The organism is Pseudomonas sp. NS1(2017) (assembly GCF_002269425.1).
GTDB classification, from domain to species: domain Bacteria; phylum Pseudomonadota; class Gammaproteobacteria; order Pseudomonadales; family Pseudomonadaceae; genus Aquipseudomonas; species Aquipseudomonas reactans.
In genome coordinates, this window is record NZ_CP022960.1 from 5,399,986 (window position 1) to 5,412,487 (window position 12,502).

The 12,502-nt window shown below is 62.2% G+C and carries 7 protein-coding genes and 2 pseudogenes; 8 read left to right on the forward strand and 1 reads right to left on the reverse strand.

Annotated elements, in window-relative coordinates:
• Positions 1–12: 12 nt before the first annotated feature.
• From CI807_RS32185 to CI807_RS25200, 4 genes and pseudogenes are all read left to right on the forward strand, one after another.
• Positions 13–1,092 (forward strand): annotated as a pseudogene (locus CI807_RS32185) (cache domain-containing protein); the annotation flags it as partial.
• Between the two features lie 327 nt (positions 1,093–1,419).
• Positions 1,420–1,956: pseudogene (locus tag CI807_RS32190) on the forward strand (methyl-accepting chemotaxis protein); the annotation flags it as partial.
• 263 nt (positions 1,957–2,219) lie between these two features.
• A complete protein-coding gene (locus CI807_RS25195) occupies positions 2,220–4,628 on the forward strand; it encodes a glucose/quinate/shikimate family membrane-bound PQQ-dependent dehydrogenase (RefSeq protein ID WP_095016695.1) in 2,409 nt (802 codons plus the stop codon).
• 57 nt (positions 4,629–4,685) lie between these two features.
• Positions 4,686–5,951 carry a carbohydrate porin gene (locus CI807_RS25200; protein WP_095016696.1) on the forward strand — a complete coding sequence of 422 codons (1,266 nt, stop codon included), beginning with the start codon at positions 4,686–4,688 and terminating at the stop codon, positions 5,949–5,951.
• Here CI807_RS25200 and CI807_RS25205 read toward each other — a convergent pair.
• Positions 5,948–7,123, reverse strand: a complete 1,176-nt coding sequence (locus CI807_RS25205; RefSeq protein WP_016978823.1) for a XylR family transcriptional regulator — start codon at positions 7,121–7,123, stop codon at positions 5,948–5,950. The genes CI807_RS25200 and CI807_RS25205 overlap by 4 nt on opposite strands.
• A 138-nt stretch (positions 7,124–7,261) precedes the next feature.
• Here CI807_RS25205 and xylA point away from each other — a divergent pair, with 138 nt between their 5' ends.
• From xylA to CI807_RS25225, 4 genes are all read left to right on the forward strand, one after another.
• Entirely contained in the window at positions 7,262–8,578 is a 1,317-nt protein-coding gene (xylA, locus tag CI807_RS25210; RefSeq protein WP_095016697.1) for a xylose isomerase, read from the forward strand.
• A gap of 150 nt (positions 8,579–8,728) precedes the next feature.
• A complete protein-coding gene (gene xylF, locus CI807_RS25215) occupies positions 8,729–9,730 on the forward strand; it encodes a D-xylose ABC transporter substrate-binding protein (RefSeq protein WP_095016698.1) in 1,002 nt (333 codons plus the stop codon).
• Complete coding sequence (gene xylG / locus CI807_RS25220) at positions 9,727–11,283, forward strand: D-xylose ABC transporter ATP-binding protein (RefSeq protein ID WP_095016699.1); 1,557 nt, start codon at positions 9,727–9,729, stop codon at positions 11,281–11,283. Before xylF ends, xylG begins: the two co-directional genes overlap by 4 nt.
• Positions 11,284–12,420 (forward strand): sugar ABC transporter permease, encoded by a 1,137-nt coding sequence (locus CI807_RS25225; protein WP_095016700.1) that lies wholly within the window; start codon positions 11,284–11,286, stop codon positions 12,418–12,420. It begins immediately after the preceding gene.
• Positions 12,421–12,502 lie beyond the last annotated feature (82 nt).

Here is a 12,502-nt window from a genome sequence, read left to right on the forward strand (position 1 = left end):
GCGGGTGAAGTCATGAATATCAAGCAAAAGCTGACCTGGGCGTTTGCCGCCATCGCGTGCGTCCCGGTTATTCTGGTCGCGGTACTGGTTGTGCTGAATCTGCGCGAGGGGGCCCAGGCCAATTTCCTCGACAGCAGCGGCCGTGAGATCCGCCAGATCGACAATGGCATGAAGCAGTTCTTCGACGGCATCAGCCAGAACGTCGACTACGTGGCCAAGGACCCGCGCGTTGTCGCGGCCAAAGACCTCAAGAGCTACGCCGGCGCCGACGCCGCACAAATCCCCCTCACCCCCACCAATAAAGCACTGCTGGAAATTTTCGACCAGTTCGCCAAGAGCCATCCGAGCACCGCTTACCTGTCCCTGGGCTTGAAAGACGGCGGCTACGCCAGTTGGCCCGACGACACCAAACTCAACAATTACGACCCACGCGTACGCCCCTGGTACCAGGCGGCCATCGCCGCGCCGGGCAAGACCGTGCGCACCGGTGCCTATTATTGGGCGCCGGACGACGTGACGCTGATCGGCACCGTGCATACCGTCGCGGATGCCACCGGCAATATCCTCGGCGTGGTCGGCCTGGACGTGTCGCTCAAGCAGCTCACCGAACTGGTGCGCAACATCAAGCTCGGTGACAGCGGCTATCTGATGCTGGTGGAAGCCAACGGCAACGTGCTGGTGGACCCCAGCGATGCCAAGCACAACTTCAAACCCCTGGCCGACCTGGGCCCGAATTACGCCGAACTGGCCAAGCGCGGCGACGGCGTGACCCAGATCGAGATCGATGGCGTGGCCTACATGGCCAACATGGTCAGCTCCAAAGACCTGGGCTGGCGTTTTATCGGCCTGATCAAGCGCGACGAAGTCATGGCCGGCGCCACCCGCCTGACCTGGTTGATCGCGGCCATTGCCGCCGTATTGGCGTTGGTGTTCGCGGTGGTCGGCGCCAGCTTTGCCAGCGTGATCGTGCGGCCGATTCGCGGCGTGGCCGACGGCCTGCAAGAGATTGCCGAAGGTGAAGGCGACCTGACCCGTCAGCTCAAGGTACAAGGCAAGGACGAAACCGCCAGCCTGGCCGGCTGGTTCAACCAGTTCCTGAGCATGATCGCCCAGTTGGTGCAGCGTATCGGCAACGCCTCGTCGGACCTGCAGACCGCCGCCGCCGACACCAGCCAAGTCGCCAACAACATGAACCAGGCCGCCGGCCGACAACGCGAAGCCGTGGAGCTGGTGAGCACCGCGTTCAACGAAATGGTGGCCACGGCCAACGAAGTCGCCCGTTCTTGCAGCGCCGCCGCCACCAGTGCCGACGAGGGCTACCGCGACGTGCACGACGGCCAGCACCACATCGGCGAGGCCACCGGCAGCGTGCTCAAGCTGAGCGAAGACCTGCAGAAGTCGACCCAGACCATGCAGTTGCTGGAGCAGGACAGCAAGAACATCAACACCATCCTCGACACCATCCGTTCGATTGCCGAACAGACCAACTTGCTGGCACTCAACGCGGCGATCGAGGCCGCCCGCGCCGGGGATCAAGGCCGAGGTTTCGCCGTGGTTGCCGACGAGGTCCGCGCCCTCGCCCGTCGCACCGCCGACTCAACCGGCGAGATCGACAGCCTGCTCGGCAACCTCGCCCGGCGCACCCAGGAAGTCACCCAGCAGATGCAGGGCAGCCTGCTGGTCTCCCACACCAGCGTGGAACGCATCCAACAAGCCCGGGACAGCTTCGACAAGATCCGCGGCTCGGTGGACTCGATCCGCGACCAGAACACCCAGATCGCCACCGCCGCCGAGGAACAGCACCAGGTGGCCGAGGAGATCAACCGCCACATCGCGCAAATCCATGCCGACGCGCAACTGGTCGAAGGCTTTGCCCACTCAGCGCAGACCGGGTCAGGTCGGTTGACGGATATTTCGGGTCAGCTCAAGGGGTTGGTGGGGCGGTTCAAGTTCTAGGCTCGCCCCCCAACACTGTGTAGGAGCCAGCTTGCTCGCGAAGAACATCAACGATCACGCGTTATGTCTGGATAAACGTGTTGTTCATGCGTTCTTCGCGAGCAAGCTGGCTCCTACAGGATCATTGGAACCCTGAGCGACATTCCACCACATGCCATCATCGCAGCACCTGTAATAGTCTATTGCAGGACTCTAATGTACTAACCAGTTACTTATCTTGCTAAAATCGCGTCTTTGCCCTCTCACATTCGAGTCCTTTCGACATGAAACGAGCATCGCGCGCCGCTGGCGCCTCTAGATTCTTACTGCTGGGCCTGGGCGTGATCATCGCCCTGCTCGGCCTCGCGCTGGCCATTGGCGGCGTCAAACTGGTCAGTCTGGGAGGTTCCTGGTACTTCCTGATCGGCGGCGCAGTCATGACGATTGCCGGGCTGTTGATCGCCGGGCGCAAGCCAGCCGGTGCCTGGTTGTTCGCCGCCTTTCTGATCGGCACGGCCATTTGGGCCGTGGCGGATGTGGGCCTGGTGTTCTGGCCATTGTTCTCCCGCGTGTTCATGTTCGCGGCCATCGGCATGGTGGTGGCGCTGGTGTACCCGTTGCTCGTCAACCGGCCTGCACGTGGCGCCTATGCGGTGGCTGGCGTACTGGCGTTGGGCGTCGCAGTCGCGGCCGGCAATATGTTCGTCGCCCACCCGAGTGTGGCGCCTACCGGTGCCGGCCCTGGCATCACCCCGGTGGCTGCGGCCGACGCGCAGAAAGACTGGGCGCATTACGGCAACACCGAAGGTGGCAGCCGCTTCGCCGCGCTGGACCAGATCAACCGTGAGACGGTCAATAAGCTCAAAGTGGCCTGGACCTATCACACCGGCGACGTCGCGATCAGCGACGGCAACGGTGCCGAAGACCAGCTGACGCCCCTGCAGATTGGCAACAAGGTGTTCATCTGCACACCCCACAACAACCTGATCGCCCTGGACGCCGACACCGGCAAAGAGCTGTGGAAGAACGAGGTCAACGCCAAATCGGCGGTGTGGCAGCGTTGCCGTGGCATGGCCTATTTCGACGCCACCGCGCCGATTGCCCAACCCACCCAACCCAACAGCTCACCGATCATTGCCGCCAGCGTTCCAGCCGGCGCGCAATGCCAGCGTCGTCTGCTGACCAACACCATCGACGCGCGCCTGATCGCCGTGGATGCCGACACCGGCAAATTCTGCGAAGACTTCGGCACCCACGGCCAGGTGGACTTGAAAGCCGGCCTGGGTAACGTCCCGGACAGCTACTACCAGCTGTCTTCCGCGCCACTGATCGCCGGCACCACCGTAGTGGTAGGTGGCCGCGTGGCCGACAACGTGCAAACCGACATGCCCGGCGGCGTGATCCGTGGCTTTGACGTGATCACCGGCCAGATGCGCTGGGCTTTCGACCCGGGCAATCCGGAAGACAAAAAAGCCCCGGCCGACGGCAGCACCTACGTGCGCAGCACGCCGAACAGCTGGGCGCCAATGTCCTACGACCCGCTGATGAACACGGTCTTCCTGCCGATGGGCAGCTCGTCCACCGACATCTACGGCGTGGAACGCACCCAGCTCAACCACAAATACGGCGCTTCGGTGCTGGCGCTGGACGCCTCCACCGGTGCGGAAAAGTGGGTGTACCAGACCGTCCACAATGACCTGTGGGACTTCGACCTGCCGATGCAGCCAAGCCTGATCGACTTCACGCCACCGGGCAGCGACAAAGCCGTGCCTGCGGTCGTGATCGGCACCAAGGCCGGGCAGATCTACGTGCTCGACCGCGCCACCGGCAAACCACTGACGGACGTTAAAGAAGTACCGGTCAAGGCCGCCAACATCCCTAACGAACCCTACTCGCCGACCCAGCCAAAATCAGTGGGCATGCCGCAGATCGGCGCGCAAACCCTGACTGAATCGGACATGTGGGGCGCCACGCCGTTTGACCAATTGCTGTGCCGCATCGACTTCAAGGGCATGCGCTACGACGGTCTGTACACCGCGCCGGGCACCGATAAATCCCTGAGCTTCCCAGGCTCCCTGGGTGGCATGAACTGGGGCAGCATTTCCACCGACCCGGTCCACGGTTTCATCTTCGTCAATGACATGCGCCTGGGCCTGTGGATCCAGATGGTGCCGTCGCAGAACAAGGCCCAGGCCGCGTCCGGTGGCGAAGCGCTGAACACCGGCATGGGCGCCGTGCCGCTCAAGGGCACGCCGTATGCGGTGAACAAAAACCGCTTCCTGTCGGTGGCCGGCATTCCGTGCCAGGCGCCGCCGTTCGGCACCCTGACCGCGATCGACATGAAGACGCAAAAGGTCGCCTGGCAAGTGCCGGTTGGCACCGTGGAAGACACCGGTCCGCTGGGCATTCGCATGCACCTGCCGATCAAGGTCGGTTTGCCAACCCTCGGCGGCACCCTGTCGACCCAAGGCGGCCTGATCTTTATCGCCGGCACCCAGGATTTCTACCTGCGCGCCTTCAACAGCGGCAACGGTGATGAAGTCTGGAAAGCCCGCCTGCCCGTGGGCAGCCAAGGGGGCCCGATGACTTACGTGTCGCCGAAAACCGGCAAGCAATACATCGTCATCACCGCCGGCGGCGCACGCCAGTCCACCGACCGTGGCGACTACGTGATCGCCTACGCCCTGCCATAACCCCCTGTTCGCGCGGCGCCTCCCCCGGCGCCGCGCCTTCTGTCTGGAAGAACCCGCATGACCCCCACTTCTCCTATTCCCCTTGGGCGCCTGTTGCTGGGCCTGGCCCTGGGTGCCGCACTGCCTGTACAAGCCGATGACACCACCCTGACCGGCGACTGGGGCGGCCTGCGCCGTGAACTCGACGCGCAAGGCATTCGCTTTACCGGCGACTACAGCGGTGAAACCGCCTACAACGCCCACGGTGGCCAGCACCGCTCGGCGCGCTACTCGCAGAACCTCAAGCTCGGCGTGCAGTTCGACTTGGGCAAACTCTACGGTTTCAACAATGGTGATCGCATTCAGGTCACTATCAACGACCGTCGCGGCAACAGCGCTTCCGAGGATTTGGTGGGCAACCGCCTGCCAATCCAGGAAAACTACGGTGGCCTCTACACACGCCTGACCGAGCTGAGCTACGAGCGCACCCTGTTTACCCCTGCCCTCAATGTCAAGCTTGGCTACATGGCCATGGGCAATGACCTTGGCGGCCTGGACAGCGGGATTCTGTGCAACTTCATGAACGCCGGTTTCTGCGGGCACCCGCTGAACATGTCCGGCGGCAGCGGCTGGACCAACTACCCCAACGCACGCTTGGGTGCGCGGGTGAAATACGACTTCGCCCCCAACTGGCAACTGCGCGTCGCCGCGTTCAACGTCGACCCGCAGAGCAACGGCAATTCCAGCCGCGCCTGGAAACTGAGCCCCAAACACACCACCGGTACCGTGGTGCCGATCGAGCTGGTGTACAAACACGCCGGCAGCCTGCCGGGTGAATACAAGCTGGGCTATTACTACGACAGCTCCGACGTGAAACGCATCGGCAGCAGCAAGGAGGTCAGCGGTCGCGGTGGCCACTACCTGCTGATCGACCAGGCCGTTTGGGCTTCCGATTCCTCCGCCGGCCGCGTGCTGCACGCCTTCGGCCAATACTCTGCCGCCAGTGAAGCGGCCTCGCCGTTCAGCAAATGGTATGGCGCGGGCGTGGTGCTATACAAACCGTTCGAAGGCCGGCCGCGTGACACCCTGGCCCTGGGTTATGGTCGCGCCGTGCCCAACCCACGCAGCCGCGAGGTGCAGGAACTGGCCGCATTCAACGCCGGCAACGACTACCCCAACCTGAACAATGCAGAACAGCTGATCGAACTCAGCTACGGCTACCAGGCCACGCCCTGGCTGACCCTGCGCCCGGATGTGCAATACATCCTCGAACCGGGGGCGTTCTCAGGCGAGAACATCGACAACGCGCTGGTGCTGGGCTTGCAAGTCAAGGCCGTGTTCTAGGCCTCACTCTGCTGATACTCGCGTGGCGTACATCCAAACTCGCGGCGGAACACCGTGTGCAGGTACTGCGCGGACTTGAAGCCGCAGCTTTGCGCGATATCAGCAATCGCCAGGGCCTGATTCTGCAGGCCCTTGGCGGCCGCGGCGAGTTTGAAGCGCAGGATCTCGTCATGCACGCTGCACCCGCGCTCCTTGCGAAAATGCGACTCCAAGGATGAACGCGATATCCCCACATAGCCCGCCACCTGAGCCGTCTTGATACCCTGGCACGCGTATTGACGGATAAACAACAACGCCTGCATCACATACGGATTGCCCAAGGGCTGATGCAGACTGGACGCCTGCACATTGATTGCCTCCGGCGGCACCAGGATCTGCTCCGCCTTACAGGGCTTGCCGTGCAACATCTGATGCAGCAACGCGGCGGCGGTACGGCCCATGGTTTCGGTACCCTGGATCACCGAACTCAACGGCACCCGTGTGAGGGTTCGGGTCAGCGGATCATTGTCGATGCCGATCAGCGCCACCTCTTCCGGCACGGCAATCCCTGCCGTAAGACACGCTTGCAGCAACTGCCGCGCGCGGGCGTCGGTGACGGCGATGATGCCGATGGGTTTTGGCAGGCTGTGCAGCCAGGCGATTTGCTGTTCGACGGCGCTGTCCCACAGCGGTGCGCTGGTGCCCAGCCCACGATAGACCTCAACCTGCAAACCGTCCCGTTGCAGCAGGCGGCGAAAGGCTTTTTCGCGCTCCTGGGCCCAGCGATTGGCCTGGGCTTCGGGCAGGCTGAAACAGGCAAACCGCGTCAGACCGGCCTCGATCAAATGCTCGTAGGCCAACTTGATCAACGCATAGTTGTCCGTGGCCACGTAGGGAATGCCTTTGGGATAGGCATGCACATCCTCGTAGGAACCCCCCACCGCCACCACCGGCACCTTGCTGCCGGCCAGCGCCTCGCCGATCAGCGGGTCGTCGAAGTCGGCAATGATGCCGTCGCCCTGCCAGCGCTCGATGCCTTTAAGGCGGCACAGAAAGTCTTCCTCCAGGAACAGGTCCCAGGACGCGCGAGTGCTGCTCAGGTAGTTGCCGATGCCGGCGATGATGCCACGGTCGTAGATTTTGCTGCCGTTGAACAGCAAGGCAATGCGGTGCACGGGCGGTAAGGTTTTCATTGTTGTTGTCCTGGGCCGGTCAAGACAGCCTAGTCCCTGCCACGCAAAATCGCACCGTCTCTTGGTGATTTTCGTAATCGGCAGGCCGCACGCCGTTGCTAGTATCGAGCCACCGCCAAGAACAATAAGGAAAACGCCATGCCGTACTTCCCCGGTGTCGAGAAGGTTCGCTTCGAAGGCCCCAACAGCGATGCTGCCCTCGCCTTTCGCCACTACGATGCCAACAAGCTCATCCTCGGCAAACCCATGCGCGAACACTTACGCATGGCGGCCTGTTATTGGCACACCTTCGTGTGGCCGGGGGCGGATATGTTCGGGGTGGGCACCTTCAAGCGGCCGTGGCAGCGCAGCGGCGACCCGATGGAATTGGCTATCGGCAAGGCAGACGCCGCCTTCGAATTTTTCTCCAAGCTGGGCATCGACTACTACAGCTTTCACGACACGGACGTCGCCCCCGAAGGCAACTCGCTCAAGGAATACCGCCACCACTTTGCGCAGATGGTCGATCACCTGGAGCGCCATCAAGAACAGACCGGGATCAAGTTGCTGTGGGGCACCGCCAACTGCTTCAGCAACCCGCGCTTTGCCGCCGGTGCCGCCAGCAACCCGGACCCGGAGGTGTTTGCCTACGCCGCGGCCCAAGTTTTCAGCGCGATGAATGCGACCCTGCGGCTCAAGGGCGCCAACTATGTACTGTGGGGTGGCCGCGAAGGTTATGAAACCCTGCTCAACACCGACCTTAAGCGCGAGCGCGAACAGCTCGGGCGCTTCATGCGCATGGTGGTGGAACACAAGTATAAGATCGGCTTCAAGGGCGACCTGCTGATCGAACCCAAGCCCCAGGAACCGACCAAGCACCAATACGATTACGACAGCGCCACCGTGTTTGGCTTCCTGCATGAATACGGCCTGGAACAGGAGATCAAGGTGAACATCGAGGCCAACCACGCGACCCTGGCCGGGCACAGCTTTCATCATGAGATTGCCACCGCCGTGTCCCTGGGGATCTTCGGCAGTATCGACGCCAACCGGGGCGACCCGCAGAACGGCTGGGACACCGACCAGTTCCCCAACAGTGTTGAAGAGATGACCTTGGCCACCTATGAAATCCTCAAGGCTGGCGGGTTTAAGAATGGCGGCTATAACTTCGACTCCAAGGTGCGTCGCCAGAGCCTGGACGATGTGGACTTGTTCCACGGGCATGTGGCGGCCATGGATGTGCTGGCCCTGGCACTGGAACGCGCGGCGGCGATGGTCGAGAACGACCGGTTGCAGCAATTCAAGGACCAGCGTTATGCCGGCTGGCAGCAGCCGCTGGGCCAGGCCGTGCTGGCGGGTGAGTTCAGCCTGGAATCACTGGCTGAACATGCGTTTGCCCAGGCGCTGAACCCGCAGGCGGTGAGTGGGCGCCAGGAGATGCTGGAAGGGGTGGTCAACCGGTTCATTTACACGTAAACACCCTGTAGGAGCGAGCTTGCTCGCGAAGAACGTCAACGATAACGCAGCACCATCAGGTAGCCCGTGTCGCCTATGCGCTCTTCGCGAGCAAGCTCGCTCCTACAATCACGCTGTGTCTTTCCAACAACAATAAAAGGACGCACCACCATGAAGTCATTCACACGTACCCTGCTCGCCACGGCCCTGGCCCTGCTCGCCCTGCCAGCGATGGCCGATCCCGCCCACCCGAAAATCGGCTTTTCCATCGACGACCTGCGCCTGGAACGCTGGTCCCGCGACCGCGACTACTTCGTCGCCGCCGCAGAAAAACTCGACGCCAAGGTCTTCGTGCAATCGGCCGATGCCAACGAGCAGAAGCAGATCTCGCAGATTGAAAACCTGATTTCCCGTGGCGTCGACGTGATCGTCATCGTGCCGTTCAACGCCACCGTACTCACCAACGCCGTCGCCGAAGCCAAGAAGGCCGGGATCAAGGTGGTGTCCTACGACCGCCTGATTCTCAACGCGGACATTGACGCCTACATCTCCTTCGATAACGAAAAAGTCGGCGAAATGCAGGCCAGCGGCGTGCTGCAAGCGGCGCCCAAGGGCAACTACTTCCTGCTCGGCGGCGCGCCCACCGACAACAACGCCAAGGTGCTGCGCGAAGGCCAGATGAAGGTGTTGCAACCGGCCATCGACACGGGCGACATCAAGATCGTCGGCCAGCAGTGGGTCAAGGAATGGAATCCTACCGAAGCCCTGAGCATCGTCGAAAATGCCCTGACCCGCAACGACAACAAAATCGACGCCATCGTCGCCTCCAACGACGCCACCGCGGGCGGTGCGATCCAGGCCCTGGCCGCGCAGAAACTGGCGGGCAAGGTGCCGATCTCCGGGCAGGACGCCGACCTGGCCGCGATCAAGCGCGTGATCGACGGCACCCAGACCATGACCGTGTACAAGCCGCTCAAACTGATCGCCTCGGAAGCTGCCAAGCTCTCGGTGCAGTTGGCGCGCAATGAGAAACCCACCTACAGCTCGCAATACGACAATGGCAGCAAAAAGGTCGACACCATTCTGCTCACCCCGACACCGCTGACCAAGGCCAATATCGATCTATTGGAAAAGGACGGGTTCTATACCAAAGAGCAGATTGCCGGGCAATGACCGCCATGTCCGACTACCTGCTGCAAATGAACGGCATCGTCAAAACCTTTGGCGGTGTCAACGCCCTCAACGGCATCGACCTCCAGGTGCGACCGGGGGAATGTGTCGGCCTGTGCGGTGAGAACGGTGCCGGCAAGTCCACCTTGATGAAGGTGCTGTCGGCGGTCTACCCGCACGGCACCTGGGAGGGCGAAATCCTCTGGGACGGGCTGCCGCTCAAGGCCCATTCCATCAGCGAAACCGAGACTGCCGGCATCGTGATCATCCACCAGGAACTGACCCTGGTGCCCGACCTGTCGGTAGCCGAAAACATCTTCATGGGCCACGAACTGACGTTGCCGGGTGGGCGCATGAACTACCCGGCCATGTTCCACCACGCCGAAGCGCTGATGCGCGAACTCAAGGTGCCGGACATGAACGTGGCGCTGCCGGTGTCGCAGTATGGCGGCGGCTACCAGCAACTGGTGGAAATCGCCAAGGCCCTGAACAAGCAGGCGCGGCTGCTGATTCTCGACGAGCCCTCCTCGGCCCTGACCCGCTCGGAAATCGAGGTGCTGCTGGACATCATCCGTGGCCTCAAGGCCAAGGGCGTGGCCTGCGTGTACATCTCGCACAAGCTCGATGAAGTGGCGGCGGTGTGCGACACCATCGCGGTGATCCGCGACGGCAAGCACATCGCAACCACCGCCATGGGCGACATGGACATTGCGAAGATCATCACCCAGATGGTCGGCCGCGAAATGAGCAACCTCTACCCCACCGAGCCCCATGCAGTCGGCGAGGTGATGTTCGAGGCGCGCAACGTCACCTGTCATGACGTCGACAACCCCAAGCGCAAGCGCGTGGACGATGTGTCTTTTGTGCTCAAACGCGGGGAAATCCTCGGCATCGCCGGGCTGGTCGGCGCCGGGCGTACGGAACTGGTGTCGGCGCTGTTTGGCGCGTACCCCGGTCGCTACAGCTGCGAAGTGTGGCTGGACGGCCAGGTGATCGATACGCGCACACCGCTCAAGTCGATTCGCGCCGGGCTGTGCATGGTGCCTGAAGACCGCAAGCGCCAGGGCATCATCCCCGACCTCGGCGTGGGCCAGAACATCACCCTGGCGGTGCTCGACACCTACGCGTACCTGACCCGCATCGACGCCGAGGCCGAACTGGGCAGCATCGACCAGCAGATCGCGCGCATGCACCTCAAGACCGCCAGCCCGTTTTTGCCGATCACCAGCCTCTCCGGCGGCAATCAGCAAAAAGCCGTGCTGGCGAAAATGCTGATGGCCAAGCCCAAGGTGCTGATCCTCGACGAACCCACACGCGGCGTCGACGTGGGCGCCAAATACGAGATCTACAAGTTGATGGGCGCGCTGGCGGCCGAAGGCGTGGCGATCATCATGGTCTCCTCGGAGCTGGCCGAAGTCCTCGGCGTCTCCGACCGCGTGCTGGTGATCGGCGACGGCCAGTTGCGCGGTGACTTCATCAACAAGGGGCTCACCCAGGAACACGTGCTCGCCGCTGCGCTTAGCCAACACAACAATAATGATCGGAAGACCGCGTAGATGAATCAGGTCAAGTACCTTTTCACCCGCTACAAAATGCTCGCCCTGGTCATCGCCGTGGCGGTGATCTGGGTGTTTTTCAGTTGGCAGACTGAGGGTGGGTTTCTCACGCCGCGTAACCTGTCCAACCTGCTGCGGCAGATGTCGATCACCGGGATTCTGGCGTGCGGCATGGTGCTGGTGATTATCAGCGGCGAGATCGATCTGTCGGTGGGGTCCTTGCTTGGCTTGCTGGGTGGGTTGGCGGCGATTCTGGATGTGGTTTATCACATTCCATTGCTCGCCAACTTGGGTCTGGTGGCGTTGTGCGGGTTGATGATCGGGTTGGCCAATGGGTACATGACGGCCTATCTGCGCATCCCGTCATTCATTGTCGGCCTGGGTGGAATGCTGGCGTTTCGCGGGATTCTGCTGGGGATCACCGGCGGCACCACCATTGCGCCGGTGTCGCCGTCGCTGGTGTATGTGGGCCAGGGGTATTTGCCGCATTCGGTGGGTATTGGGCTCGGGGTTTTGTTATTTGCGTTGACGTTGTTTCTGACCTGGAAACAGCGGCGTAACCGGGCGTTGCATGGTCTGACGGCGCACTCGCTGACGCGTGACCTGGTGCGCGTGGCGGTGATCGGCGCCGTACTGGCCGGCTTCGTCACGACCCTCAACAGCTACGATGGGATTCCCGTGCCCGTCTTGCTGCTGTTGGTGTTATTGGGCGTATTCAGCTACGTCACCAGCCAGACGGTATTTGGCCGTCGCGTGTACGCGGTGGGCAGCAACATGGAGGCCACGCGCCTGTCGGGCATCAACGTGCAGGCCGTGAAGCTGTGGATCTTCGGCATCATGGGCGTGATGTGTGCCCTCGCCGGTTTGGTCAACACGGCTCGCCTGGCGGCCGGCTCGCCGTCGGCGGGGAGCATGGGCGAGCTGGATGCCATCGCCGCGTGTTTTATTGGCGGCACATCAATGCGCGGCGGCTCGGGCACGGTGTACGGTGCGTTGCTCGGGGCGTTGGTGATTACCAGCCTGGACAATGGGATGTCGATGCTGGATGTGGACAGCTACTGGCAGATGATTGTGAAGGGCAGCATTCTGGTGCTGGCGGTGTGGGTGGATGTGAGTACGCGGACGGGGCGGCGGTGAATCGATAAGCCACCGGTTTCCCAGACACCACAAAAGCCAGCTCCCACAGTTTGATCGCGTACAGGCTTTGGTTATTTGGGGA

Excerpts from the sequence above, each read along its gene's own strand:
- xylG (WP_095016699.1), top strand. The coding sequence starts at position 9,727 with ATGACCGCCATGTCCGACTACCTGCTGCAAATGAACGGCATCGTCAAA.
- CI807_RS25200 (WP_095016696.1), top strand. The coding sequence starts at position 4,686 with ATGACCCCCACTTCTCCTATTCCCCTTGGGCGCCTGTTGCTGGGCCTG.
- xylA (WP_095016697.1), top strand. The coding sequence starts at position 7,262 with ATGCCGTACTTCCCCGGTGTCGAGAAGGTTCGCTTCGAAGGCCCCAAC.
- CI807_RS25195 (WP_095016695.1), top strand. The coding sequence starts at position 2,220 with ATGAAACGAGCATCGCGCGCCGCTGGCGCCTCTAGATTCTTACTGCTG.
- CI807_RS25205 (WP_016978823.1), bottom strand. The coding sequence starts at position 7,123 with ATGAAAACCTTACCGCCCGTGCACCGCATTGCCTTGCTGTTCAACGGC.
- CI807_RS25225 (WP_095016700.1), top strand. The coding sequence starts at position 11,284 with ATGAATCAGGTCAAGTACCTTTTCACCCGCTACAAAATGCTCGCCCTG.
- xylF (WP_095016698.1), top strand. The coding sequence starts at position 8,729 with ATGAAGTCATTCACACGTACCCTGCTCGCCACGGCCCTGGCCCTGCTC.